This is a genomic window from Rubrivirga marina, assembly GCF_002283365.1.
Lineage (GTDB): Bacteria > Bacteroidota > Rhodothermia > Rhodothermales > Rubricoccaceae > Rubrivirga > Rubrivirga marina.
This window is the reverse complement of record NZ_MQWD01000001.1, coordinates 1,948,944-1,974,112: the sequence shown is the minus strand read 5'-3', so window position 1 is coordinate 1,974,112 and position 25,169 is coordinate 1,948,944. Positions and strand designations below refer to the sequence as shown.

Here is a 25,169-nt window from a genome sequence, read left to right as displayed (position 1 = left end):
AGGCGGGCGGGGTCCGGTGACGGGCCGGGTCAGGCCGGGACCTCGGATCGCGGCGCCGGCTCGACCGGGGCCGCCTCGACCCGGGCCGGAGCGGCCCGACGCGACGCGCCGATGAGGACGACGGCCCCGAGAACGCCGGAGACGACCGACGCGCCGAGGATCCCCATCTTCGCGCTGTCGAGCAGCGGCCCCGCGCCGAAGGCGAGGTTCGCGATGAAGATCGACATCGTGAACCCGATGCCGGTCAGGAAGCTCACGCCGAGCACCTGGCGCCACGTGACGCCGGACGGCAGCGCGGCCAGTCCCGTCTTGACAGCGAGGAACGCCAGAAGCATCACGCCGAGCGGCTTGCCGACGACGAGGCCCAGCATCACGCCGAGTGCGACCGCGTCGGTCACGAGCGCGGCGGCGTCGGCGCCGAACGCAACGCCGGCATTGGCGAGCGCAAAGACGGGCATGACGAAAAACGCCACGAACCCGTGGAGTCCGTGCTCGAGCCGCTGGAGCGGCGTCTCGACGTGCTCGACGGCCTCCTCGAGCGTGTGGAGCGCCGCCATCTGGTCCGGCGTCGGGTCCGTCGGCGAGCCGGCGATCCCCTCGCGGAAGCGGGCGAGGAGGCCGTCGGCGCGGTCGGCAAACTCCTGCTCGTCGATCTTCCGCGTGGCCGGGATCGTGAGAGCCACTAGCACGCCTGCGATCGTCGCGTGGACGCCCGACTTTAGCATGAGGACCCACGCCGCGAGGCCGATTAGCCCGTAGACGGCCGGCCGCTGGATGCCCAGGCGGTTCACGACGGCGAGGACGGCCACGAGCGCGAGCGACCCGCCGAGCGCGGCGAGGTTCAGCTCGGCCGTGTAGAACAGGGCAATGACCACGACGGCGCCGAGGTCGTCGACGATGGCGACGGCCGTGAGGAACACCTTGAGGGCCAGGGGCGCGCGACTCCCGAGAAGCGCGAGCACGCCGAGCGCGAACGCGATGTCGGTCGCCATCGGGATGCCCCACCCATCGACGCGGGCGTCGCCGAGGTTGACGGCCGTGTAGAGGAGCGCCGGCACGGCCATCCCGCCGAGCGCGGCGGCGATCGCGAGCGCGGCCTTGCGGGGCTCGGACAGCTCGCCGGCCAGCACCTCGCGCTTGATCTCAAGGCCGACGACGAAGAAGAAGATGGCCATCAGGCCGTCGTTCACCCACAGGATCAGGGGCTTCGAGATTTCGAAGCTACCGGCGCCGACGGTGACGTAGGTGCCCCAGAGGTCGGCGTAGGCGCCAGCGGCGGGGCTGTTGGCCCAGATCAGGGCGACGACCGCGGCGGCCATGAGGAGCACGCCGCCGGCGGCCTCGGTCTTGAAGAAGGACTGGAAGGGCTGGATGAGGGTCTGCATGAGGGTCGGAGAAGCGGGACCGACAGGCCCCGGGACGAGCGGAGGACCGGTGCGCCGTCAGAATAGGCGCCCGGTCGGCGGCATGCCTCGCGCGGCCGGGGTGCCCCACCTCGGGGCACCGCCAGGCGGCCCGACAGTGCGGGCCGGCGCGGCGCGGGCTCGGTTAGCGCCTTGGGGGCGGGGTCCCCGGCGGCTCCGATGCCGAGGCCCCATCGTCCCCACCGGCGCTCCGCCGCGCGGCGACGATCTCCGCCGGGGCGGTCTGCTCGACGGGGACCGCGTCCTTTTCCGTCTCCCCGTCTTCGGCCTCCGCCGGCGCCTCGGGCGTGGCCGGGACCTCGACCGGGGCGCTGCCGCGCTCGGCCGCCGCCCACGCCGCGTCGCCGCCGCCGCTGAGGGCGACGAGGACGAGGGCGAGCAGGGATACGAGGGGCGGCATGACCCGTGCAACGGGGACGGCGCTCCGGGGTTGCCGTCCCCCCGGGCGTTTCGCCGAACCTCCTGCTCCGCCTGCGCTACCGCCCGATGCGAACGCGGAGACCGATCGTCGCCGTCCGCGGGAGGCCCGGGCGAAGGCCCGCCGGCCGCCGCGCGACGACATACGTCTCGTCCGTCAGGTTGACGACGCGTCCCGTGAGGGCAAGCCCCCCCGGAAGCGGCGCCTCGGCGACGACGTCGAGCACGGCGTGGGCCGGGATCCGCTCGCTCTCGGGGATCGCGCCCTGGCCGGCAACGGCCCGCATGTCGGACACGGCGTTCGCGAGCAGCGCGACCGCCCACCCCCCACGCTCGACGCCGGCGCGGACGTACAGTCGGTGACGAGCCTGATAGGGGAGCTCGTCGCCGACCGCCACCGTGCCCCAGGCGTCGAAGTCGCTCTCGAACGCGTTCTGGAAGCGCCCATCGGTGTAGGTATAGGCCACGCGGACGGGCACGGCGACGTCCGCCGCACCGCCGAGGCGGGCGAGGTCGGCGGAGACGCCGACCTCGGCACCGGTCGCGTCTACCCGGCCGCCGTTGAACTGGTCGGTCGTGCCCCCCCCGCCGGCCGCGGCGAGGTCGCTGCCGAGGAGGTTCCGGTAGGCCGTGTGGTAGAGCGCGGCCTGGACCTCGACGGCCTCCCCCCCGAAGCGGACGCCGGCCTCCGCGTTGACGCTCGACTCGGGGTCCGTCTCGGGCCGGCTGTCCGGCGGCGCGAACCCGCGGTGGAGACCGCCGAACAGGCGCCAGCCGCGCCCGACGTCGAGCACGGCGCCGAGGCCCGGGATCAACGCCGACACCGTGTTCTCGCGCACCGACAGGTCGGCGCCGGTCCGTTCGGGGTCCGCCGTTCCGAAGTCCTCCCGCCGGAGCCGGACCGACTCGAAACGGGCGCCGGGCGTGACGGCGAGCGCGCCGAGCTGGATGTCGGCCTGGACGAATCCGGCCACGGCCTCCGCCGACTCGATCCGGTTCGAGTCGGTCCCGGGCGTGCCCTCGGCGACGATCACCGTCTGCCCCGCCGCCGCGGCGTACTCGTCGACCCATTGGAAGCGGTCCATCTCGTCGGCGTGGACACGGAGGCCGGCCTCGACGAGCGCCCCCCGCGCGGGCGTTCCGAGGCGGAGCCCCGCGACGGTCTGCACGCCCCGGCTGAGGTACGACCGGTTGTTCGCCTTGACGTAGAGGCTCCCCGCGCCCTCGCCGCGGACGGCGACCAACTCGCCGGCGTATGTCTCCGGGTCGTCGAGGATCGACGCGACCCCGACGCTCCCCCCTCCGGCCGACACCTTGTCGAGCTTGTACCAGTTCCGCGCGAAGGCATTCCGGTAGAGGGTGGTCGTCAGGTCGAGCCGGTCGGAAAAGACGGCGACGTGGCGGGCGCGGAGCGCCTCGTGGTCGGCGTCCATCCGGTCGTAGCGGCTGCCGGCGTAGCGGGCGTACGGCGTGGCCTCGAAGTCGGCGGCCGCCAGCCCGAGGTACGTCTCGTCGGAGACCTCGTCGGTCTGGCCGGCGGTCAGCGTGAGGCTCTGGAAGACGGCCGCCTCGGGACGCGTGGCGAGACGGACGCGGCCGAACACGTCGAGCTTGTCGAACCCGGTCTCGTACGGGTCGCCGTTGGGGGCGAGGAGCGCGCTCCCACTCGGACCCGTGATCGTCTTGAACCCGTCAACGTCGTCGCTCCGGACCTCCAGCACGGCGCCGACGCCGAGCCCGCCGAGCCACCCCGCCGACGGGGTCGAGGCACCGGCACGGGCGTGGAGCGTCCGCTGGTCGTTCGGGCCGAGGACCACCTCGCCCCGGGCCTCCGCCCCCTCCGGGATCCGCGCGGCGAGGAGGTTGAGGGCGCCCCCCGTCGTGGCCGGCCCGTACTTGATCTGGCCCGCGCCCGTCCGCACCTCGACCCCGTCCATCCGCCCGACCGACGGGAAGTAGTACGCGGCCGGGGCGGCGTACGGGGCGGGCGCGATGAGGACGCCGTCCTCCATCAGCGTGATCGCGCTCGACCGCTCGGCGCCGCTCCCGCGGAGCCCGACGTTCGGGCGGAGGCCGTAGCCGTCCTCTTCCTGGATCGTCACGCCGGGCACCTCCCGGAGCACGCGGTGGATGTCGCCCCCGCCGACCCGCTCGATCACCCGGGGCCCGACGTAATGACCGGAGCCCGGCACGTCGAGCGTGCCCCGGCCGGTCAGCGTCTCCCGCGCCGTCACGACCACTTCTCCCGCGTCGAGCGTCGTCTCGAGGAGGACCACCTCGACCTCGGCCGTCTCGCCGGCGAGGAGCGTCACGCGCTGGCGGGCCGGGGCGTAGCCGAGCAGCGTCGCCACGACCTCGGCCGGCCCCGCATCGAGGCCGGCGATCTCGAACCGGCCGTCGGCGCCGGCCGCCGCGCCCCGAGCCGTCCCCTCGACGACGACGGCGGCGCCAGGCAGCGGGGCGCCGTCGCTTCCGAGGACACGTCCGGCGAGGGTCGCGGGTTGAGCGCTGGCACCGACGGTCAGCAGGACGAGAGCGAGCGGAGCGAGGCGCATGGGGCGTCTTGTTTGGACGAGATCCAGACTACGCTCTTATCTGGACTCGATCCACGGACACTCGCGGGCTCTGGCGGCTCTTCACAGACCCCCGAGACCACGGGCAGGGCCTCGGCCCCAGAAGAAGCGGGCCCGCCCTCGTGGACGGGCCCGCCGGGTCGGGGGAGTGAGTCGGGAACGCTACTCGGCGCCCTCGCCGCCGGCGTCCTCCATCTTCTCGATGTTCTCGGCCGGCTCGCCGGAGCCGGCGCCCAGCACGGCGTCGATGATGCCGTACTCCTTGGCCTGAATCGGGCTCATGAAGTTGTCGCGGTCGGTGTCCTTCTCGACCTTCTCGACCGTCTGGCCGGTGTGGTGCGCGATCACCTCGTTCATCCGCTTCTTGATGTAGAGGATCTCCTCGGCCTGGATCTGGATGTCGGAGGCCTGGCCCTGCGCGCCGGACGACGGCTGGTGGATCATGATGCGCGAGTTCGGGAGGGCCGCCCGCTTGCCCTTGGCCCCGCCGAGCAGGAAGACGGAGCCCATCGACGCCGCCAAGCCGACGCAGATCGTCGCCACGTCGGGCTTGACGAACTGCATCGTGTCGTAGACGGCCATGCCGGAGTAGACGGCGCCGCCGGGCGAGTTGATGTAGAGGTTGATGTCCTTGTCGGGGTCCTCGGCCGCGAGGAACAGGAGCTGCGCGACGGCGAGGTTGGCCGTCGTGTCGTTGACCTGCGTGCCGAACAGCACGATCCGGTCCTTGAGCAGGCGGCTGAAGATGTCGTACGACCGCTCGCCGCGCGTCGTCTGCTCGACGACCATCGGGACGAGCGCGTTGATCGGCGCCGTCTGCTGGGGGCCGGAGTAGATGTCGTCCGGGAGGGACGTGAGGTTCTTGGAGAACGAGACGAAGTCGTGGAGCTGGCTCATGCGGGTGGCGCTCACGGGCGCCGCTCGTGTCGGGAGGGGTTTGGGCTGGCACCCGGCCGCGCGGACGCGGTTCCGCAATGCCCTTGGGCGAGCGTTCGGCCGAGGGCCGGCCGGGTCCGAACGAACGGCGCCCTCCCCCACTCGGGGAGAGGGCGCCGGCGGCTGGCGGGTCCGTTCGCCAGCGAGTCGGTCCGCCTCGGCGTCGAGGCGGGCGGGGTCGGAGCTACGCCTCGTCCTCGGCCTCCGTCTCCTCGCCGGCCTCGGCCGGCTCGGCGGCAGGCGTGAGCTGGACGGGAGCCTTCGCGGCGGCCTCGCGGCGGGCCTCGGCCTCGGCGCGGATCTCGTCGGCCGACTTCTCGACGACGCGGAACCGGCCCTCGAGCGCGCCGAACACGCGCTGGTTGAGGAGCTGGTCGCCCATCTGCTCGAGGAGTCGCGGCTGCGACGAGAAGTACTGCTTGACGAGCTCGGCGTCGGCGCCGTCGCCGGAGAGCTTCTCGAACTCGGCCTCGAAGTCCTCGTTGGTCACCTCCAGGCCCTCCTCCTCGATCAGCGCGTCCTTGATGAGGAGCCAGCGGACCTGGTCCTGGGCCTGCTGGCGGTTCTGCTCGCGCCACGCGTCCACGTCGAACGTCGGCGGGAGGTCGCCGCCGTGCTGCTTCTTGGCCTCCTCGAACATCGTGTCGAGCGCGGCCTCCACGAGCGTCTCGGGCACGGCGACCGTCTCGCGGTGGCCGAGGACGAACTCCTCGACCATCTTCTGCTCGAGGGCCTGGTTGGCCCGGGCCGCCCAGGACCTCTCGAGCTCCTCGCGGATCTGGCCCTTGAGGTCATCGAGGTCCTCGCTCTCCCCGTTCGTCTGCGACTTGATAAAGTCGGCGTCGACCTCCGGCACCACGCGCTCCAGCACGTCGACGACGGTCAGCTTGTAGCGGTCGACGTGGTCGTCGTAGTCGTGGCCCTCGTCGTCGCCGTGGAGGTGCGGGAGCTCGACGGTCGTCTCGTCGCCGATGGTGAGGCCTTCGAGGGCCTCGACCATCTCGGGGCGGAGGTCCGGGTTGGCCATGACGATCCGGGCCGCGTTCTGCTTGACGCCCGTCGCGTTGCCCTCCGGATCGACGGGCTGGATGTCGACCATCGCGACGTGCTCGGTCGTGATCGCCGTGCCCTCGGGCGCGTCCTCCTCCTCGGCGGCGAGGTCGCGGCGGCGCTGGATGTCGGCGTCGATGTCCTCGTCGGTGAAGGCGCGGACGACGCGGGTCACGGGCACGTCGGAAAGGTCGGCGAGCGTGATCTCGGGGCGGACGCCGAACTGGACCTGCGCCTTGAGCGGCTGGTCGGCCGTCTCGAAGTCGAAGTCGAGCTCGACGAGGCGCGGCTGCCCGAGCGGCTCGATCTCCTCGTTCTCGGCCACGGCCGTCCGGTAGGCCTCGCCGATGGCCTGCTCGGCGATCTGGACCGCGACCTGCGGCCCGACCATCCGGCGGACCACGTTCATCGGGACCTTGCCCGGACGGAACCCCTTGAGGTTCATCTGGGCGCGCTCGCGCTTGAGCGCGGCGTCGATCTGGGGCTGGAGGTCCTCGGCGGGGACGGTCACGTCGAGGACGTAGTCGACGCTGTTGAGGGCTCGGACGTCGGTCTGCATCGGTCGGGGGTCGCTCTGCGGCAGGTCTCTATAGACGGCGTGCGCGGCGCCGAACTGGGGGCACCGCGCACGGGGGGATACGGTGAACCTATCTGCTGCGTGCCCGCCCGGGGGTGAGGAGGGCATGGAGAGTGCACGCTGTACGGGGAGATGCCGTTGGCGGGGCGCCGAACACCCCCAACCGTGTCATCCTGAGCGGAGGCCACAGGCCGAAGCCGAAGGATCTCTGGTGCGACGGGACCCCACGCTGTAGCCGAGAGCGCGCAGTGAGGTCGCATTCGCTAGAGATCCTTCGACTCGCTCCGCTCGCTCAGGATGACACCCAGACCCCCAGCGCCTCCACCCTGCCCGCCTCGGCGCCGAGTCGGGCCCACTCGGAACCGCGAACCGGGAGCCCCGACTCTAAAAGTCCAGCCCGATGGAGAAGTACAGCCGGCGCTCGCCGAACTCCTTCCCGTCGAACGGCCAGCCCCAGTCGAGGCGGACGGGGTAGCCGAGGAGCAACGTCCGCAGGCCGACGCCGGCGCCGAGGAGCACGTCGTCGAGCACCTCGCGCTCGACCTCCGGCGTCGCCGGGTCGCCGTCGTCGTCGACCGACTCGGTCCGCCACACGTCGATCCCGCCGTCGGCGATGACGCCGGCGTCGATGAAGCCGACCGTCTGGATGTTGTAGAGCGGCGCGAGCGGGATCGGGCCGGGGAGGACGGCGGCGATGAGCGGCACGCGGGCCTCGAGGTTCACGAGCGCAAAGCGGTCGCCGGCGGCCTCGTTGAAGCCGAACCCCCGGACCGGCAGGACCGGCGTGGCGAAGATGAAGTCGTCGGCGCTCTCAACCGGGAGGCTGTCGAACGACGTCTTGACCCAGTTCTGGACGCCGGCCGCGTAGAACCGCTGCGGGTTGGGCCCAAGGCTGAGCCCGGCCGAGCCGCGGAGCGCGAGCGCGTAGCCCGGCCCGGCCGACCAGTAGCGCCGGCCGTCGGCGAGGGCCGTGGCGAAGAAGGCGTCGGGACCGGGCGCGCCCGAAAGACTGGCCGCCCAGCGCGTTCCCGACTGCGGCCCGAGGTACCCCGGGACCGTCTTGTCCACGGTGTACGTCGCGCGGGGAACGGCGAACAGGCGGCTCCGGGCGCGCTCGCCGAGGTTCGAGAGGTCCGTCAGCGAGACCCCGAGGAGGCCCACCTCGGCGTCGACGCGGCGGAACTTGTCGAGCGGGTAGCGCGCGCTCGCGATGACGCCGTAGTTCCGGTAGCGGTAGATCGTGTTGGCGCCCGGCGCCCGGAGCTGGCGGGCGAGGTGGTAGCCCTGGACCGCGACGTCCGTCCGCTTCGGGAGGTACTCGTAGGAGAGGACGTAGTCGGAGTTGCGGAGGTCGAGGACGAGGTTCGTCGCCAGCCCGATCCGGTGGTTGCCGAGCATGTCCGAGAACAGGAGCTGCGTCACGCTCTGGACGCCGTAGATCGTGTCGTAGCCGCCGCCGGCGTAGACGAGGTCGAGCGAGAACCGGAGCCGGTAGTCGCGGGCGAGGAGCGCGCCCGTCGAGTCGCGGGCGAACGGCGGGTCGAACGGGTCCTCGACGGCGCCAGACCGCTGGCGGGCCCCACCGTCAAAGGCGTCGGAAAACTCGTAGGCGTCGATGTCGACGCGCGGACCGCGCTCGGGGGCCGTCGGGTCGAGGAGGAGCGTGTCGGCCGAGGCGAGGAGGTCGGGGGGTGGGTCGCCGAGGAGCGCGAGGATCGAGTCGGCGAAGGCGAGGTCCTCGGGCGTCGGCGGGCCGGCGCGGCGCGGGGGGGCGGCCGGCGGGCGGCCGTCGGCGGCGTCGCGGAGGAGCGGGTTCCGCTCGCGGGTCGTCTCGGAGGCCAGGAGGAGCGACGGGGCCGGCTCGTCGGCCCCGCCCATCCGGCGCTGGGCCCAGACGTTCGGGGCGAGCGTCGCGGGCAGGTCGTCGCGGCCGAACGGGTCGCGGAGGAAGAACACGCTCGGCGTGCCGTCGTCGAGCGCGAGGAAGACCGCGCGGCTCCCGTCGGCCGAGAGCGAGACGTCGAGGATGCCCGTCTGGAGGTTCGTCAGCGGCCGCTCCTCGAGCGTGCGGAGGTCCTTCTCGTAGAGGTTCGGGATCCCGTTCCGGTCGCTCACGAACAGGAGGCGGACCGTTCCGTCGGCGCTCTGGGCGAACGCGGCGTCCGTCTCGTCCCAGACCGCCTCGGTCGTCAGGCGGACGAGGCGGGCGGGCGTGTCGAGGTCGAGCCGGTACAGGTCGAACTGGCCGCGGCCGAGCGCGCGGGTGTCGAACGTGCCGTCGAACGCCGCGCGGGGCGTCGCCCGGCCGAGGACGAGCGCGTCGGCGCGGTCGGAGTGGAACACGAGCGAGCGCCCGTCGGGGCTCCAGGCCGGCGCGTGGTCGGAGTACAGGTCGCGCGTGAGGTTGGCGACGGCGCCCGTCGCCAGCTCGACGGTGTAGATGTCGGAGGTCGCCCCGGCCGTCCCCTCGAAGGCGAGGCGCGTGCCGTCGGGGCTCCAGGCGACCGACACGACCGACTCGACGCCCGGCAGGTCGACGCTCTCGACGTCGCCCTCGCGCACATCGACGAGGGCGATCTGGTCGCGGCCGGCGCTCGTGACCGCCACCGCGAGACGGCGGCCGTCGGGGCTCCACGCGAGGCCCGGCGTCAGGATCCGCAGGCTCTCGAACTGGACGTTGTCCTGGCCGTCGATCACCTTGCAGGGCGCGTCGCGGCCGGCCGTCGGGGCGACGTACACGTCGAAGAGGCCGTCGCGGGTGGCGACGTAGGCCACGCGGTCGCCCTGCGGCGTGATGACGGGGCTCGCGTGGTAGCCGGCCCCGCCGACGTCCCGGGTCGCGACGGGCCGCGCCACCGCCTCGACGTCCTCGCGGGCGGCGACCTCGGGGTAGTAGACCGTCCGGAGCGTCCGCTTCCAGCGCTCGGAGAGGTCGTCGAGCCCGAGCCCGGTCGCGCGGCGGAACGCGTCGTCGACGCTCCGCCCGAGGCGGATCCGGTCGAGGATCTCGGTGATCTTCTCGCGGCCGTACTCCTGGGCCACGAAGTCCCACACGCCCTGCCCGCCGCGGTAGGCGAAGAACCCGCCGAGGCGGGGGATGTCGGGCAGCCGGTCCTCGAGGATCGCCTCGCGGACGTACATGTCGGACTGCGTGTCCCAGCCCTGCGCGCTGTACTCGGCCAGCCCCTCGTTGAACCACGTCGGGATGCGGAGCCGGTTGCCGCTGCGGATCAGGCTCTGGATCGACCCGCCGTAGTACAGGTCGTTGATGACGGCGTGGACCAGCTCGTGGTGGACGACGCGCCGGAAGTCGCGCCAGTCGCCGGTGAACGGGATCGCGATCCGGTTCTTGAACAGCTCGGTCACGCCGCCGATGCCCTCGGCGTAGACCGGGAGCTCGGCCACGTTCGTGACGGCGAAGTCGGCGTGGGTCGGGTAGACGACGAGCGGGATCCGCCGGGCGATGTCGGTGCCGAAGAGGGCCGAGACCTCGCTGTAGGCCTCCTCGGCCGCCTCGGCGGCGAACTCGGCGAGGACGCGCCCGCCCGGCGCCGCGTCGCGCTCGTAGTAGTAGACGTCGAAGTGCGACGTCCGGAGCGTCCGCCAGTCGGCCTCGCGGTACTGGACGCGGTTCTTGCCGAACCCGAAGTACTGGGCGCTCGCCGGCGCCGCGCTGGCGGCGACCGCGAGCAGGACGACGAGGCGGAGGAGGCGAGGCATCGGGCGGGGCCGGGTCGGTCAGGGTAGCCGCGCGGTGGGGCGGCGGCAAGGGGGAAACGACCCCGGCAGCGGGTTATGCGGCCGTCCCCTACCCCGCGCCGGCTAGAAGTTGAACGCGAAGTTGCCGATCGGAGCGAACCCGCCGAACTCGCCGTCGGCCACGCCCAGCACGCCGAACAGGTCGACGGAGTAGCGGTCGCCGAAGAACCGGACGCCCGGCGCGACGACGGCCCCGCTGCCGCCCTCCGCGATCGGCACGCCGACGTCGGCGAGGATCTTGACGCCGTTGTTGAGCTGGGCCTCGCCGCCGACCGCCAGCAGCACGCCGTCGGCCGCGTCGATGTCGCCGGCCGAGAGGCTCGCCCCGATCAGCCCGGTCACGCTCGCCGAGAGCGACCGGATTTCGTCGCCGATCGTGACGGCGGCGTAGGGCGTCGCGACGAAGGTGCCGTCGGTGTCCTCCCCCAGCGCCGTCCCGACGTTGCCGCCGACCGCGAGGGCGAACGAGCCCGTGTCGACGACGCCGAACTTCGCGCCCACCACGGGGACGGCCGAGAGGTAGTCGGAGCCGAAGGAGAAGAACAACGTGCCGCCCAGGTCCAGTCGGTCGTTGAGGCCGACGGTCGCGTTCGGGACGATGTAGAGGAGCGTGCCGACGCGCGTGCGGCCGCCGCCGAGCGTCCGGCCGGTCGGCGAGAGGACGAGGCGGGTCCGCGTGGGGTCGAGGCGGAAAAAGCGGCCGGCGATGAGCGGCGCGATCTCGACGACCTGCGCCCGCGGGATCCGCTGCTCCACGCCCGACTCCGTGGTGAGGACGACCGGGTCGGCGCCCTCATCGGCGACGAACCCGACGAGGACCGTTCCGTCGGCGAGGACGACGCGGCGGAGGGCGTCGGACTGGGCCTGGGCGGCCTGGGCGAAGGCGAGGACCGCGACGAGCGCGGCGAGCAGGGAGCGAGCCATTCGAGTGGGAGTGTGAGGAGCAACAGCCGCGGACGACGGGCCCAGAGTATCGTCCGCGGCCGGCCGGCGCCTGGCCCGAATGCACTACCCGCCGGCCTCCCCACCTTGGCCTCGAAGCGGACGGAGCAGGGTCCAGCGGTCGATCGATGCCCCCGCCTTACAGCCAACCCCGCGCGCGGTACCACGCGACGGTCTCCGCCCACCCCTCGACCAGCCCCACCTCGGGCGCGTAGCCGACCGCCTCGCGCGCCTTCTCCGACGAGCAGACCCACGCGTGCCGCGCGGCCTCCGCCTTGTCCTGCGTCAGCGGCGGGAGCTTGCCGACGAGCCCGCCGACGCGTTCCGCCAACGCCCCCACGGCGCCGATCACCGCGCCCGGCACACGAAGCGTGACCGTCGTCCTCCCGAGCGCGGCCTCCAGCGCGGCCCGGACTTCCGCCCACGAGGAGCCGGGCGTCCCGACGAAATACGTCTCGCCGCGCGCGGCGTCGGTCTCCGCGAGATCCGCCATGCCGCGGACCAGATCCCGAACGAACACCATCGACACGCGCGGGACGTCCTCGCGGCCGACCACCGGGAACAGGCCCCGCGCGGCGCCCTTCGCCATCTCGTAGAGGTCGGCCTCGCGCGGCCCGTACACGGCCGGGGGGCGGACGACGGTGACGTCGAGGCCGACGTAGTCACGGCGGACGGCGTCCTCCATCCGCGCCTTGCTGAGGCCGTACATCGAGACCGGCTGCGGCACGTCGGCCTCGGTCGCCGGCTCGGGGCGTCCGTCGGGCCCGATCCGGTTGGGGCCCATGGCCTCGAGGCTGCTCGTCACGAGCACGCGCGGCGCGGCCCCGCCTGCCTCGGTCGCGTCGCGGACGGCGTCGAGCACGGCCCGGGTGCCGTCGACGTTGGCCCGGTCGAGCTCCGCCTGGCTCCGGGCGCGCGTGAGCCCGGCGACGTGGGCGACGAGGGCGGCGCCGTCGACGCCCGCGGCCAGCGCGTCCGTGTCATGGAGATCGCCAGAGACGATCTCAACAGGCAGGCCCTCAAGCCACTTCGGGTCGCGCCGCACGAGCGCGCGGACGGCGTAGCCCCGCCGCAGGAGCTCCTCGGCGAGGTGGGACCCGACGAAGCCCGTCCCCCCCGTGAGGAAGGCGACGGGCTTCGGACGGGGGGCGGGAGGAGGGATGGGAAGCGGGGAGGGCGCGAGTCCCTATTCCCCGTCCCCCGTCCCCCGGTTCCCTAGGCGCCGGCCGTCGTGTCGGCCGGGGCGGCGTCGGCCGTCTCGGCCTGGCGGTCGGCCTCGACCTCGATGATGAGCTCGACCTCGTCACCGACGAGGGCCTCGCCGGCCTCGTTCGTCTGCGCCCACGTGAGGCCCCAGTCCTGGCGGGTGATCTCGCCGCGGGCCGAGAACCCGACCTTCTGGGTCTCGCCCATGCTGGACGAGCCGATGTACTCGGCCTCGAGCTCGACCGGGCGCGTCACGCCGTGCATCGTGAGGTCGCCGACGAGGATGAACCCGCCGTCCTCGGCCGGGCGGACCTCCGTCGACTGGAACGTGATCTCGGGGTACTGCGCGACGTCGAAAAAGTCGGGGCTCTGGAGGTGCCCGTCGCGCTGTTCGTTGCCGGTGTCGATGGTCGTGGCGTCGATGACGGCGGTCGCGTCGAGCGTGCCGAGGTCGTCGCCGACGGTGAAGGTCCCGGAGACGTCGCCGAAGCGGCCGGTGACGGTCGAGATGCCGAGGTGGCGGACGCGGAACTCGGCGCGCGAGTGGGCCGGGTCGATGGCGTAGGTGCCCGCCGGGACGGCGGGCAGCTCCGTGAAGGCGCCGGCCGTGGTGACGGTGCCGTCGGTCTCGACGGCCGGGGCGTCGGTCTCGGCGCCGCAGGCCGCGAGGCCGAGGGCGAGGACACCGACGAACAAGGTGCGGATGGTCATGGTCGTGGGGGTGATGAGAAGGCGCGGCTCGAGCCGCGGTGCTCGGACGGGCCACGAGGACCCGGCGGCTATTACCTGTTCCAACAATCAAATGATCCCGAGGCCTCCCGATGGCGGAGTCCTCGCGAAGCCGGCGCGTCAGGCGTCGCCCCAAGACCGCCCGTGCGCGGATCCCGCGACGCTTCCCGCTTCGTTGGCCCGTCGCCTCTCCCCTCCCCTCTCATGTACCTCATCGCCTTCTTCGCGTTCATCTTCGCGGCGCTCATCGGCCTGACGATGGCCGTCCGCCACAGCCGCGGGCTCGAGAGCGGGCGGCCGTTGGGGATCGCCCACGGCCTGTTCGCGATCTCGGGGATCGTGCTGCTGGCGGTCGGGCTCGCCTCGGTGCAGGCGGGCGCCGGGTGGTGGCTCCTCGTCTCGTTCCTCGTCGTGGCCTCGGGCGGGGCGTACCTCTTCGTCCGCCAGGCGAAGGGCGAGCCGTGGCCGGGCGCCGTCATCGTGGCCCACGGCGGGCTGGCGCTCGCCACGATCGTCCTGCTCGGCGTGTGGCTCGCCAACCGCCCCGAGCCCCGGGGCACCAGCGGCGACGTCCCGGCACAGACGACGGAGAACGAGCCCCTCGACGCGCTCTAGCGGGCCCGCCCGCCTCGGGCGAGCCGCCGAGGCGGGCGACGACGGGCGGCTACTCCGGCGTCGCGCGGTACGTCGCCCCCCCCATCGTGAACGCGATCTCGGAGACCGCGCCGGCCGCGTCGAGCGTCACGTCGAACCGGCCGGCCGTGTTCTGAAGCTGGAGCTCCGTCGGCGAGAGCGGGACGATCGGGAGGACGCCCGAGCGCCACGGCATCGATAGGCCGAGGCCGTCGCCCAGCCGCTCGATGACGAAGAAGCCGCCCTCCTCGCGGGCGTATCGGCCGACGAGCCGGTCGCGCTCGGCGTCGGTCAGATCGGCGGCGTCGAACCGGGCGTAGCCGGCGGGCGGCGCCTCGCGCTCAGGGATCCGCCGGACCCACAGGTTGCGGAAGCGCGTCGGGCTCCCGTGGTCTTGCAGCCCGATCCGCCCGCCGTCGTGGGGCTCGTAGGGGAGCGACTCGAGCCAGATCGTGGTGCCCGGCAGGACCTCGTTGTTCTGGACGAGCACGCCGTTGTGGACGACCGTCATCCGCGCCTCCTCCAGCAGCTCGCCGCCGTCCGAGAAGCGGGGGAGGCGGAAGTACACGTCGTAGGCCTGCCACTCGTCGGGCGGGCGCGTCGCGTCGAAGAGCGGCGGGAACTGGCCGTAGATGGCGGCGGCGCGGCCGTCGGCGTAGGTCCGGTTGTCCCAGACGTCGAGGATCTGGACCTCGTAGCGGCCGTCGGCGAGAAAGAGGCCCGAGTTGCTCCGGTTCTGGCCGTCCTTCTCGGGCTCGGCGGCCGGCTTCCACTCGATGTGGACCTGGACGTCGCCGAACGACTCCTTCGAGCGGATGCCGCCCGTCCCGGGCTCGACCACGAGCGCGCCGTCCTCGACGCGCCACGGGGCCGGGTCGCCGGAGTCGGCCTCCCAGTTGCCGAGGCCGGACCCATCGGGCCCGATGAGGACGACGGCGTCGGACGGCGGCGCCACGGGGAGCGCGCCGTCGGCCGGCTCGACGCGCGGCGGCTGCGGGCGGTCCATGTCGTGCTGGAGCCAGCCCGGCGGGGCCGGCGCGTGGGGTCGAGCGGTCTCGGTGGCCATCGGCGACGTCGGGGCGGACGAGGAGCACGCGCCGAGCAGCGCGGCGAGGGCAAGGACGGAAGAGCGAACGGTCACGTCGGCGGGCGCGGGTACGGCCCCAGGATACGCCGGACTACGCCTCCCTCCAGACTCGGGGGAACCCGGAGCGCTCCAGGCTATGCCGATTTCTATATAGAGTGAATGCCGTCCCCCGATCCTCCAGCCAACGTCCGTCTCCGACACCGACTGGCCGACGCGCTCGCCCAGTACGTCGCCGACGAGGACCTGACGCAGACCGAGGCCGCCGCCCGCCTCGGCGTGACGCAGCCGCGCGTGAGCGACCTCGTCCGCGGCAAGGTCGAGCGGTTCAGCATCGACGCGCTCGTGGCGATGCTGGAGCGCGTCGAGCGCCCGGTCTCCCTCGGCCTCGGGCCCGACGCCGGCGAGGGGGCCCTCCTGAGTGGCGTCCTCGACGCCGTCTCCCCGTTCGTCGCGCTCCTCGACCCCGACGGGACGATCCTCGAGGTCAACCGGTCCGTGTTCGAGGCCTCCGACGTCACGCCCGAGGACGTCAACGGCCGTCCGTTCTGGGAGGGGTACTGGTACGGCCACGACCCGGACCTCCAGGCCGTCGTCCGCGACGCCTGCGAGCGCGCGGCGCGCGGCGAGTCGGCCGCCTACAGCGCCGTCGTGCGGACGTCCGAAACGGGCCGGCTCCCGATCGACGTCACGGTCCAGCCGGTGTGGGACGGGGCGGGACGCGTGACGCGCCTCGTCGCGTCGGCCGTCGACGTCTCGCGGCGGGCCGCGACCGAGGCGGCCTGGCACGAGACCGAGACCCAGTACCGGACGCTCTTCGAGTCGATCGACCAGGGGTTCTGCGTGCTCGAGATGATCTACCGGAGCGGCCGGGCGGTGGACTACCGGTTCCTCGAGGCCAACCCGGCCTTCCAGCGCCACACCGGCCTCGTGGACCCCGTCGGGCATACCGCGTGCGAGCTCATCCCGGGGCTGGAGCGGTACTGGGTCGAGACCTACGCCCGCGTCGCCGAAACGGGCGAGCCCGCGCGGTTCCAGCAGGGGTCGGCCGCGCTGGGGCGCGAGTTCTCGGTCGAGGCGTTCCGGGTCGGGCCCGCCGAGGCGCGGCGGGTCGCCCTCCTGTTCACCGACGTCACCGAGCAGCGGCGGGCCGAGGCCGCGCTCCGCGACGCCAACGAGACCCTCGAGGAGCAGGTCGAGGCGAGGACGTACGAAGTCCGCCACCTGGCGCGGGCGCTGACGATCGCCGAGCAGGAGGTCCGCCGACGGATCGCCTACGTGCTCCACGACGACCTCCAGCAGGTCCTCCACGGCGCGCAGATCGAGGCCCACGTCGCCGACGCCGAGCGGGTCGGGGCCGTGCTCGACCGGGCCCTCCGCCTCACGCGGTCCCTCTCCCACGAGCTCAGCCCGCCGGTGCTCCGCGAAGAGGAGGTGGCCGTCCTCCTCGACGCGCTCGCCGAGCAACACCGCCAGCGCCACGGGCTCGACGTCGCGGTCGAGGCCGCCGGGGTCGCGGTGCCCGAGGAGCACCTCCGGATCCTGCTCTACCAGATCGTCGGCGAGCTCCTGTCCAACGTGGCGAGGCACGCCGAGACCGGCCGGGCGACGGTCCGCGCTGAGCGCGTCGACGGGCGCGTCCGGTTCGAGGTCGTGGACCAGGGCGTCGGGTTCGAGCCGCCGGCGCCGGCTGCGCTCCGCGGCGGCAGCGGGCTCGGCCTGCCGACCGTCTGGGAGCGCGTCACGCTCGTCGGCGGGCAGCTCGACGTGGACTCGACGCCGGGCCGGGGGACGCGCGTCACGCTCGAGCTGCCATCGGGGGGCGGCTGGGCTGAACGTGAACGCCCAGGTCTGTGAGGGGGACCGAGACGGGCGCGGCATCGGGCACGTCGGACTGCGGCTCGTGAGTCCGGCCCGCCCCCCCCTCCCCGCCCCCCTGGCGTTGCCCGAGGCGGGGCCCATCACGCCTCGCCCCCGGCGACCGGCCCGCATGAAGCGGCCGACCCCGCCGAAATCCGCCTACGCCTCGCTCGACTCCACGAGCCGCTCGCGGACGGCCTTGGCCACGGCCGCGCTCCCGTTGTGGACGTGGAGCTTGGCGTAGATGCTCTGCACGTGGCTGTTGACCGTGCTGAGGCTGACGAACAGCCGGTCGGCGATCTGGGGCTGCGTGTGGCCGTCGACCATCTCGGCGAGGACCTCCGTCTCGCGCTTCGTGAGGCCGTAGTCGGGCGCGGGCTTCTTGGCCTCGAACGACGCCAGCACGAGGCGGGCCACCTGGCGCTGCATGAGCATCCCGCCGGCACGGGCCTCGCGGATGGCGCCCAACAGCTCGTCGGGCGAGGCGCTCTTGAGGAGGTACCCGCTCGCGCCGGCCCCCAGCGCGGCGTAGATCGTGTCGGCGTCGTCGCGGATCGTCAGCATCACGACGACGGAGCCGGGCAGCCGCGACTTCAGCTCGCTCAGGCCCTCGATGCCGGTCACGCCCGGGAGGTTCACGTCGAGGAGGACGACCTCGGGCCAGCCGCCCTCCAGCGTGCCGGTCCCGATCCCGTCGACGCGGGCGAGGACGGCCTCGACGCTCCCGAACGTCTCGACCGAGCGGACGTGGGCGCGCACGAGCTCGGCGACGGCCTCGCGGTAGTCGGCGTCGTCTTCGACGAGCCAGACGACGGCGGAAGACAGATCGGATGCGGGCATGGATGGCGGGCGACCGGTGAAACGTAGGGTAGCACGGGGGCGAGGGCGGGGCCTCACGTGATCACCCGAGATCGGCCTCGAACCGGACGGCCGTGCCGCCGCCCTCGCGGGGCGTCCAGGAGACGGCGCCGCCGAGGGCCTCGGCCCGGCGGCGCATCGTCGTCAGGCCGCGGCCGGCCTCGGCGGTGGCGGGGTCGAAGCCCGTCCCGTCGTCCTCGACGGCGAAGGCCACGCGCTCGGCGTCGGCCTCGATGCGGACGTCGACCCGGTCCGCCTCGGCGTGGCGGACGGCGTTGTGGAGGGCCTCGGTAAAGAGGAGGTAGAGGTCGCGGCGGGCCTCCATCGAGAGCGTCCGGGGCGGGACCTCCGCCGGGGCCTCGACCGTCCCGCGCCGATCGAGCGTGGCGACGGCGAACTGCTCCATCCGCGAGACGACCGAGGCGAGGTCGTCGTGCTCGGCGTCGACGAGCCAGACGGTGTCGCGGAGGTCGCCGACGACCGAGCGAGCCGTCGACGAGAGCGTGGCGAGCGTGTCACGCGCGGCGTCGGGCAGGGCGGCCGTCCGCCCGACCATGTCGAGGCGGAGAGCCACGCTCGAGATCTTGCTCCCGATCCCGTCGTGGAGGTCGTCGGCGATCCGGCGGCGCGTCCGCTCGACGCGCTGGATCTGGGCGATCCGGTAGCGGTGGGCCGAGAACCCGACGGCGCCGACGAGGCCGACGACGAGGAGCCAGAACGGGACCGTCCGCCAGAACGGGGGCCGCACGCGGAGCGGGACCGACACCGGCGCGCTCCAGTAGCCGTCGCGGTTCGTGGCCGCGACCTCGAACGTGTAGTGGCCCGGCTCGAGGGCCGGGTAGCGCGTCTCCGGGCCGGCCGCGGCCCACCGGTCGGCCGCGCCGACGAGGCGGACGCGGTAGCGCGTCTTGCCGGGCTGGCGGAGGTCGAGCGCGGCGTACTCGAAGGCCACGTCGTTCTCGCGGTGCGGGACGACGAGCCCGCCGTCGAGCGCCGCGAGCGGGCGCCGCTGCCCGTCGACGCGGAGGCCCGTGAGCACGACCGGGGCCGGCGCGTCGTCGATGGACACGGCGTCGGGGTCGAAGACGGTCAGCCCGCCGGCCCCGCCGACGGCGATCTCGCCCGTCGGGCCCTGGTCGCGGGCGTACCAGTAGAGCTCCGACGTCGCGAGCCCGTCGGCCTCGGCGAACGGCGTGAACACCTCGGCCTCGGGGTCGAAGCGGACGAGCCCGAGGTTCGTGCTGAGCCACACGTCGCCGCGCCCGTCGACGAACAGGCCGCCGACGCCCTCCGGCGGGAGCCCGTCGGACGGGCCGTAGATCCGGCACGCGCCGGTCGGGCGCCCGTCCGCGTCGCGGTCGAGGCGGGCGAGCTGGCGGTCCCGCCCGCCGACCCACAGGGGCCCGCCCGGCGCGGCGGCGAGCGAGAGGAGCCGGGCGCCGAGGCCGCACTCCGGCGCCACGCGCTCGGCCCGCCCCGAGGCCAGGTCGATCTGCCAGAGCCCCTCGCCATCGGTCGCCACCCAGAGGGCGCCGTCGGCCTCGACGGCCTGCCACACGTCGGTGGCCGGGATCCGGCCCGGCCCCTCGAGCGCGACGTGGCGGGCCACGACGCGCCGCGCACGCGTGTCGAACCGGACGAGGCCGGCCTCGCTCGTACTCACCCACAGGTGGCCCGGAAACCGCCGGCTCGGCGTCAGGTCGGCGATGAGGCCGGCGCCGCCGCGGCCGGGCGCGAGCTCGAACGGCTCGCTTTCGCCGGCCTCGGGGCGGAACCGCCACAGCGTCGCGCCCCGGCCGCCGAGCCACACGTCACCCTCGTCGCCTTCCTGGATGGCGAAGAGGACGGCGAGCGGGTGCGGCGCGTCGAACCACCGCTCGGCCCGTCCGGTCCGCCGGCCGATCCGGTGGAGGCCGCCCTGGACGGTCCCGGCCCAGACGACGTCCGGGTCGCTCGGCGACAGGTGGACGCCGATGACCTCGGGGACCGCGAGGGGCCCACCGCCGCCCCGGTAGGCCGTGAACCGCGGGAGGGCCGCGTCGGCGTGGTAGGCCCCGCGTGTGGTCCCGATCCAGAGCACGCCGTCGCGCTCGACGAGCGACAGCACCTCGGCCCGGTCGAACGCCTCGGCCAGCCCCGTCGCGGGCGGCATCGGCCCGAGCGTGCCCGTCCGGACGTCGAGCAGGCGGACGCCGCCGCCACGGTACCCGACCCACACGTGACCCGGCCGGACGGTGGATGGCGCCAGCGCCCACACCGGCGCCCCCTCGCCCACCAGCCGCTGGCGCCGCCCGTCGCCGATCCCGACCACGTCGCCCGTCTCGCGGCCCGCCCACAGCCTCCCCCCGACCTCGGCGAGCGCCCGGACGTCCGCGAGCGACCGGTCGTGACGGGCCGGCCCGCGCCCGACCCAGCTCAGCCCACCCGTCGTCGCCGCGACCACGCCCCCGCCCGCCCGCGCGACGAGCGCCCGGACGGTGTCGGAGGCGACGTGCCCGCGCACGGCCGAGAACCGCCGGACCTCGCCGCCCCCGATCCGGAAGAGCCCTCCACCGACCGTCCCCACCCAGACCGGGTGCCCCTCGTCGGCGGCGCCCACGGCGAGCGCGCGGACCTCGACGCCGTCGCCGAGGCGGACCCGCCGGAACGACGTCGCGCCCGCCCCCCAGCGCCACAGCCCCCCCGCTCCGCCGGCCCACACGGCGCCGTCCGGCGTCGTGGCGAGCGCGTAGACGTAGCCGCCCTCCTCCTCCGCCCCGATCCCGTGCGGTCGGACCCGAACGCCGTCGTAGCGGTCCGCCGCGGCCTCCGAGCCGAGCCAGACGAACCCCTCGTCGTCGGCCTCGATGGCCGTCACGGCGAAGCTGCTCAGGCCGTCGGGGAGGCCGAGATGGCGGAACTGGAGCGGCGGCGGTTGGGCCGCCGCGCCGGCGGCGAACGCGAGGAGCGCCAGCCAGACGGCGACGCGCATGGGCACGGGCTGCGGGGGCCGCGAACATAGGCCCAGACGCGCCCGCCGGCGGCTAGTTGAACGAGCCGCACGGGTACTCCCGCATCATCACCGGGCCGACGTCCTCCGCCTCGGCGTCCTCCTCGGACCTCCCGCCCGAGACGGCGATCCAGCCGACCTGGAGGTGGACGCCGCCGTTGGCGTTGACCTCGAGCCGCGTGTCGACCGTCGTGAGGGTCGAGTCGAGGGCGACCGTAAAGCTGGCCGGCGGCGCCTTCGTCTTGCCCAGGTCCGGGTCGATCTGCTTCAGGATCGCGAGGGCGTCGACGGTCTCGACCGGCCCGCCGCCGGCCGCCCGGGTCACCCGCGCCCGCCCGGCCGGGGTCACGACCATCTGGTCCACGGCCTGCATCAGCGCGTCGCCATAGCGGACCGTGTCGGGGTCGGCGACGTCGGGCTCGATGGACGGGGTCAGGTTGACGTTGAGGCTCCCGCCGCCCTCCGGCGGCCACTGGAAGGCCACAGCCCCAGGCTGCATCACGAGCCGGTCGACGCCGCTCTGGCTCGACGGGTAGACCTTGACCTGCCAGTCGAGCGGCCAGTCGGCCGCGGTCCAGACCGGGATGCCCGGCCAGCGGTCGCCCGCGGTCGCGATCAGGCCCGCCACGGAGTCCGCCAGCCCCGGGGGCGTCGTCGAGGACCCGATGGTGTCGACGATGCCCTGCGCGTTGCCGCTCGCGGCGAGTGCGTCGGCGAGGTCGGTGACGGTGCCCGACGTGCCGCCGCGGAAGTAGCAGTCGATGTCGCCGTAGAAGTACCAGGAGAGGGCCATGGGGTCAGGGGGGATGGAGCCGGCGGAGACTAGCCCCATCCGCCTGGCCCAGCCCTCCCACGATCCCACGATGTCACCCGTGGCCCGAGGCCGGCTCGTAGAGCTCCGTCAGGACGCCGCCGGTCGCCGTCGGGTGGAGGAACGCGATCTGGGCGTCGTGGCTGCCCCGGCGCGGCGCCTCGTCGACGAGCCGGACGCCGCCGGCCTGGAGCGCCGCCAGCCGGGACGCGATGTCGTCGACGGCGTAGGCCACGTGGTGGAGCCCTTCGCCCCGCGCGTCGAGAAAGCGGGCCACGGCCGAGTCGTCGCGCGTCGGCTCGAGGAGTTCGAGGCGGACCGGCGCGGTCGGGGGCCCGACGGCGTAGAACGCCACCCGGACGCCCTGGTCGGGGACCTCCTCGACGCCCTCGAACCGCGCGCCGAGCACGCGCTCGTAGTAGTCGCGGTGGGCGTCGAGCGAGCGGACGGCGATGCCGAGGTGGTGGACGGCGCGGGCGTCGATCATCGGGAGGCGGGAGCGAGGGGGCCGCCTCGTACACGCGCGGCCGGGGAGATCGGCTCCCCCCGACGCACCGCGGCGCCCTCCCACAACGGAAGGGCGCCGCAGCGACTTGGCAACGACTCGCCGGTGTGTCAGCGCAGGACCGTCAGCGTCCGGGTGCGGACGCCGGCGTCGGTCGCGAGGCGGACGACGTACGCCCCGGCGGCGAGGCCGCGCGCGTCGAACAACGCCTCGTAGCGGTCGGCCCCGAAGTCGCCCTCCGCGAGGGTGGCGACGCGGCGGCCGAGCGCGTCGAACACGGCGAGGCGGGCCGGGCCGGGCGCGTCGAGCGAGAACGCCACGCGGGCCTGCCCGACGACCGGGTTCGGCGCGGGCACGGCGAGGCCGAGCACGCCCGCCTCGGGCGCCGGGTCGGCCGCGACGGGCCCGACCGGCAGGAGCGCGGCCGTCCCGTCGGGGAAGACCGCCAGCAGCCCGAAGGCCGGGCCGTCCTGGTCGTCGGCGGGCGAGAGGAAGCCCGAGGCGAGCACGGTCACCGCGCCGCCGGCCGCGCCCGAGAGGTCGGCGCCGAACGTGGCCGCCGTCGTCGAGCCGTCGGCCGTCGTCACGTCGAGTGTGTAGGCCGCGGGCGGGACCGAGAGGTAGCCCGTAACGTCTGTGTACGTCGCGTCGTCGACGAGGACCGTGCCGCCGGTCCGGACGTCGACCGTCGGCGCGTCGGTCGCGCCGTGGACCACGCGGACCGCGACCGCCTCCGGGTCCTTCGACTCTTCCTGGGCGTCGGTGCCCGCGAGGAGCTGGAACCCGGTGTCGACGCCGTCCGGGTTGTCGGCGAAGTCGTCGGGCGACAGGACGCCGTTGGCGACGAGCTGGTACGTGCCTTCGGGCAGGTCGAAGGTCTGCGAGAAGACGGCGTCGGCGTCGCTCGTCGACGTGCCGGGGGCGACGGCGACCGTCAGGTCGGTGTCGGACGGCAGGTCGAGGAACGGGGTCGCCGTGCGGAAGGCGAAGTCGTCGAGCGTGAGGGCGCCGTTGACGTAGACGTCGACCTCGGAGGCCGCCGGGTCGGCGGCGTTGTGGATCACCTGGAGGCGAATCTGGGCCGCCGCCGGGAGGGTGAGGAGCACGGCGAGCGCGCCGAGCAGGAGGGGACGAGTGGCCAGGGACATGGGAGGAGAAAGAGGAGTGGAACAGGACGTCCGCCGGCGGAGGCGACCGCCTCCGGGGCCGTCGGACGCGAGGGCTACCCGCCACCCCCGGGGCCATGACCAGTCCCCACGGGGCGGATCAGGAGCCTCCTGAGGGGCCGCCGTGCCGACTGGTCACTGGCTGGCCGTCGCGGGTACATCTTGAAAGCGCCCCCTCAGACCCCGCCCCGTGACGCCCCCCTCCGACGCCGACCCGCCGCTCGACGAGTGGGCTCGGCGGGTCCGGGCCGGCGACCTCGACGCCTTCGAGGCGCTCTACCGCCACCTCCACCCCATGCTCACGCGCATCGCCCGCTCGCTCGCCGACGCGCCGGCCGAGGCCGACGACGCGGTGCAGGAGGCGTTCGCCCGCCTCTGGGAAACGCGCGCGCGGCTCGACCCCGCGCAGTCCGTCCGCGCCTACCTCGCCCGGGCGGTCCGCAACCGCCTGCTCAACGCGGCCCGCGACGCGGGCACCCGCCGGGCCCTCCTCGACGAGCACGCGGACGCCCTCGACCGGGCCCGCCCGCCGCGGCCCGACGACGCCGCCCACGGGGCCTCGCTCGCCGCGCACCTCCGCGCGTCGCTCGCCGCCCTCCCCGACCGCCAGCGGACGGCGATCGCGCTCACGCGGTTCGACGGGCTCTCGCACGCCGAGGCCGCCGAGGTCATGGCGTGCTCGGTCCGCACCGTCAACAACCACATCGTCCGTGGCCTCCGGACCCTCCGAGAACGCCTCCAGACGTACGCCCCCGATGCCCTCTGACCTCCCCCCCGAGCTCCGCGCGGCGCTCGACGCCGAGCCCGACGGCGACGACCTCGCCCGGGTCTGGGACGCCCTCGCCGCCGCCGCCCCCGCCGTCCCCACCGCCGACTGGCCGGCGCTCCGTGCCCGGATCGCCCCCGGCGCGCGGCGCGCGGCGGACCGCCCGACGGCCCGCCCGGGGCGGACGCTCCGGCGCCTCGGCTGGGGGACGGCGGCGCTGGCGGCCCTCGGCGTGCTGGCGCTCGTGTGGTGGGCCCGGCCCGTCCTCCACGAGGCGCCGGCGGGCGAGTTGTTGGCAGTGACGCTGCCCGACGGCTCGGCGGTCACGCTCAACGGCGGCGCGACCCTCCGCCACCCGCGCCGGTTCGGCGACGAGCGCGGCGTGGCCCTCGCGGGCGAGGCGTTCTTCGAGGTCGAGCCCGGGAGCGTGCCGTTCGTGGTCTCGACCCACAACGCGCGCGTCGAGGTGCTCGGCACCGCGTTCAACGTGCGGGCCTGGGCCGAGGACGCCGCGACGGCCGTCGCGCTCGTCCACGGCCGCGTCCGGGTCGACCGGACGGGCAGCGGGGAGAGCCGCCGGCTCGAGCCGGGCGAGGCCGTCGTCGTCGACGCGGGCGGGATCGAGGCGCACGCGACCGACGTCGGGCGGGCGGCCGCCTGGCGCGGCGGCGCGCTGGCGTTCGACGACCTCCCGCTGTCGGCCGTGCTCCGCGAGGTGGCGCGCCGGTACGGCGTGGCCTTCGACGCGACCGGTACCCCGCGCGACGCCCACGTCTCGGCGTTCTACGCCGAGCGCCCCCGCCTCGACGCCCTCCTCGGGGACCTCGGCGCGGCCGCCGGCGTCCGCTTCGTGCCGGGCGCTGACGGCTACCGCGTCCGCGCGG

19 protein-coding genes are annotated in these 25,169 nt (G+C 74.3%); 4 read left to right on the top strand and 15 right to left on the bottom strand.

The window, feature by feature from the left end; all coding sequences use genetic code 11:
* Positions 1–29: 29 nt before the first annotated feature.
* The 9 genes from nhaA to BSZ37_RS08080 all read right to left on the bottom strand — a co-directional run bounded on the left by nhaA (position 30) and on the right by BSZ37_RS08080 (position 13,595).
* The gene (gene nhaA, locus BSZ37_RS08120; protein ID WP_095510074.1) at positions 30–1,385 is read right to left on the bottom strand and encodes a Na+/H+ antiporter NhaA; all 1,356 of its coding nucleotides are present in this window, start codon (positions 1,383–1,385) and stop codon (positions 30–32) included.
* A gap of 163 nt (positions 1,386–1,548) precedes the next feature.
* Entirely contained in the window at positions 1,549–1,824 is a 276-nt protein-coding gene (locus BSZ37_RS08115) for a hypothetical protein (protein ID WP_095510073.1), read from the bottom strand.
* Positions 1,825–1,900: 76 nt separating this feature from the next.
* A complete protein-coding gene (locus BSZ37_RS08110) occupies positions 1,901–4,396 on the bottom strand; it encodes a TonB-dependent receptor domain-containing protein (protein WP_095510072.1) in 2,496 nt (831 codons plus the stop codon).
* Positions 4,397–4,576: 180 nt separating this feature from the next.
* Entirely contained in the window at positions 4,577–5,326 is a 750-nt protein-coding gene (gene clpP, locus BSZ37_RS08105) for an ATP-dependent Clp endopeptidase proteolytic subunit ClpP (RefSeq protein WP_425442586.1), read from the bottom strand.
* A gap of 208 nt (positions 5,327–5,534) precedes the next feature.
* Positions 5,535–6,959, bottom strand: a complete 1,425-nt coding sequence (gene tig, locus BSZ37_RS08100) for a trigger factor (protein WP_179299527.1) — start codon at positions 6,957–6,959, stop codon at positions 5,535–5,537.
* Positions 6,960–7,361: 402 nt separating this feature from the next.
* On the bottom strand, positions 7,362–10,697 hold the full coding sequence (locus tag BSZ37_RS08095; protein ID WP_095510069.1) for a peptidase MA family metallohydrolase: 3,336 nt from the start codon (positions 10,695–10,697) through the stop codon (positions 7,362–7,364).
* Positions 10,698–10,799: 102 nt separating this feature from the next.
* Complete coding sequence (locus BSZ37_RS21965; protein ID WP_095510068.1) at positions 10,800–11,660, bottom strand: hypothetical protein; 861 nt, start codon at positions 11,658–11,660, stop codon at positions 10,800–10,802.
* A 157-nt stretch (positions 11,661–11,817) separates the two neighbouring features.
* Positions 11,818–12,840 carry an NAD-dependent epimerase/dehydratase family protein gene (locus tag BSZ37_RS08085; RefSeq protein WP_095510067.1) on the bottom strand — a complete coding sequence of 341 codons (1,023 nt, stop codon included), beginning with the start codon at positions 12,838–12,840 and terminating at the stop codon, positions 11,818–11,820.
* Positions 12,841–12,893: 53 nt separating this feature from the next.
* The gene (locus BSZ37_RS08080; RefSeq protein ID WP_095510066.1) at positions 12,894–13,595 is read right to left on the bottom strand and encodes a YceI family protein; all 702 of its coding nucleotides are present in this window, start codon (positions 13,593–13,595) and stop codon (positions 12,894–12,896) included.
* 222 nt (positions 13,596–13,817) lie between these two features.
* Between BSZ37_RS08080 and BSZ37_RS08075 the strand changes: the two genes are divergently transcribed.
* The gene (locus BSZ37_RS08075) at positions 13,818–14,228 is read left to right on the top strand and encodes a hypothetical protein (protein ID WP_095510065.1); all 411 of its coding nucleotides are present in this window, start codon (positions 13,818–13,820) and stop codon (positions 14,226–14,228) included.
* Between the two features lie 49 nt (positions 14,229–14,277).
* On the opposite strand, the gene BSZ37_RS08070 is transcribed toward BSZ37_RS08075, so the two are convergent.
* Entirely contained in the window at positions 14,278–15,387 is a 1,110-nt protein-coding gene (locus tag BSZ37_RS08070; protein ID WP_095510064.1) for a 3-keto-disaccharide hydrolase, read from the bottom strand.
* Positions 15,388–15,492: 105 nt separating this feature from the next.
* Here BSZ37_RS08070 and BSZ37_RS08065 point away from each other — a divergent pair, with 105 nt between their 5' ends.
* A complete protein-coding gene (locus BSZ37_RS08065; RefSeq protein WP_095510063.1) occupies positions 15,493–17,187 on the top strand; it encodes an ATP-binding protein in 1,695 nt (564 codons plus the stop codon).
* Positions 17,188–17,349: 162 nt separating this feature from the next.
* Here the strand turns inward: BSZ37_RS08065 and BSZ37_RS08060 are convergent, their stop codons facing one another.
* The 5 genes from BSZ37_RS08060 to BSZ37_RS08040 all read right to left on the bottom strand — a co-directional run bounded on the left by BSZ37_RS08060 (position 17,350) and on the right by BSZ37_RS08040 (position 23,501).
* Positions 17,350–18,030 (bottom strand): response regulator transcription factor, encoded by a 681-nt coding sequence (locus BSZ37_RS08060; RefSeq protein WP_095510062.1) that lies wholly within the window; start codon positions 18,028–18,030, stop codon positions 17,350–17,352.
* A 61-nt stretch (positions 18,031–18,091) separates the two neighbouring features.
* The gene (locus tag BSZ37_RS08055) at positions 18,092–21,019 is read right to left on the bottom strand and encodes a sensor histidine kinase (RefSeq protein WP_095510061.1); all 2,928 of its coding nucleotides are present in this window, start codon (positions 21,017–21,019) and stop codon (positions 18,092–18,094) included.
* A gap of 52 nt (positions 21,020–21,071) precedes the next feature.
* Positions 21,072–21,830 carry a hypothetical protein gene (locus BSZ37_RS08050; RefSeq protein WP_095510060.1) on the bottom strand — a complete coding sequence of 253 codons (759 nt, stop codon included), beginning with the start codon at positions 21,828–21,830 and terminating at the stop codon, positions 21,072–21,074.
* Positions 21,831–21,903: 73 nt separating this feature from the next.
* Complete coding sequence (gene mce / locus BSZ37_RS08045) at positions 21,904–22,335, bottom strand: methylmalonyl-CoA epimerase (protein ID WP_095510059.1); 432 nt, start codon at positions 22,333–22,335, stop codon at positions 21,904–21,906.
* Positions 22,336–22,463: 128 nt separating this feature from the next.
* Positions 22,464–23,501 carry a DUF4397 domain-containing protein gene (locus tag BSZ37_RS08040; protein ID WP_095510058.1) on the bottom strand — a complete coding sequence of 346 codons (1,038 nt, stop codon included), beginning with the start codon at positions 23,499–23,501 and terminating at the stop codon, positions 22,464–22,466.
* A gap of 208 nt (positions 23,502–23,709) precedes the next feature.
* Here BSZ37_RS08040 and BSZ37_RS08035 point away from each other — a divergent pair, with 208 nt between their 5' ends.
* Together BSZ37_RS08035 and BSZ37_RS08030 are read left to right on the top strand one after the other, a co-directional pair.
* Positions 23,710–24,285, top strand: a complete 576-nt coding sequence (locus BSZ37_RS08035; RefSeq protein ID WP_095510057.1) for an RNA polymerase sigma factor — start codon at positions 23,710–23,712, stop codon at positions 24,283–24,285.
* The coding region (locus tag BSZ37_RS08030; RefSeq protein ID WP_095510056.1) for a FecR family protein at positions 24,275–25,169 on the top strand (895 nt) is incomplete at its 3' end. The genes BSZ37_RS08035 and BSZ37_RS08030, both read left to right, overlap by 11 nt.

Bases quoted from the DNA above. Each gene is read 5' to 3' on its own strand.
- BSZ37_RS08095 (WP_095510069.1), bottom strand. From the start codon at position 10,697: ATGCCTCGCCTCCTCCGCCTCGTCGTCCTGCTCGCGGTCGCCGCCAGC.
- BSZ37_RS08050 (WP_095510060.1), bottom strand. From the start codon at position 21,830: ATGGCCCTCTCCTGGTACTTCTACGGCGACATCGACTGCTACTTCCGC.
- nhaA (WP_095510074.1), bottom strand. From the start codon at position 1,385: ATGCAGACCCTCATCCAGCCCTTCCAGTCCTTCTTCAAGACCGAGGCC.
- mce (WP_095510059.1), bottom strand. From the start codon at position 22,335: ATGATCGACGCCCGCGCCGTCCACCACCTCGGCATCGCCGTCCGCTCG.
- BSZ37_RS08040 (WP_095510058.1), bottom strand. From the start codon at position 23,501: ATGTCCCTGGCCACTCGTCCCCTCCTGCTCGGCGCGCTCGCCGTGCTC.
- BSZ37_RS21965 (WP_095510068.1), bottom strand. From the start codon at position 11,660: ATGGCTCGCTCCCTGCTCGCCGCGCTCGTCGCGGTCCTCGCCTTCGCC.
- BSZ37_RS08075 (WP_095510065.1), top strand. From the start codon at position 13,818: ATGTACCTCATCGCCTTCTTCGCGTTCATCTTCGCGGCGCTCATCGGC.
- BSZ37_RS08065 (WP_095510063.1), top strand. From the start codon at position 15,493: ATGCCGTCCCCCGATCCTCCAGCCAACGTCCGTCTCCGACACCGACTG.
- BSZ37_RS08060 (WP_095510062.1), bottom strand. From the start codon at position 18,030: ATGCCCGCATCCGATCTGTCTTCCGCCGTCGTCTGGCTCGTCGAAGAC.
- BSZ37_RS08110 (WP_095510072.1), bottom strand. From the start codon at position 4,396: ATGCGCCTCGCTCCGCTCGCTCTCGTCCTGCTGACCGTCGGTGCCAGC.
- tig (WP_179299527.1), bottom strand. From the start codon at position 6,959: ATGCAGACCGACGTCCGAGCCCTCAACAGCGTCGACTACGTCCTCGAC.
- BSZ37_RS08055 (WP_095510061.1), bottom strand. From the start codon at position 21,019: ATGCGCGTCGCCGTCTGGCTGGCGCTCCTCGCGTTCGCCGCCGGCGCG.
- BSZ37_RS08115 (WP_095510073.1), bottom strand. From the start codon at position 1,824: ATGCCGCCCCTCGTATCCCTGCTCGCCCTCGTCCTCGTCGCCCTCAGC.
- BSZ37_RS08080 (WP_095510066.1), bottom strand. From the start codon at position 13,595: ATGACCATCCGCACCTTGTTCGTCGGTGTCCTCGCCCTCGGCCTCGCG.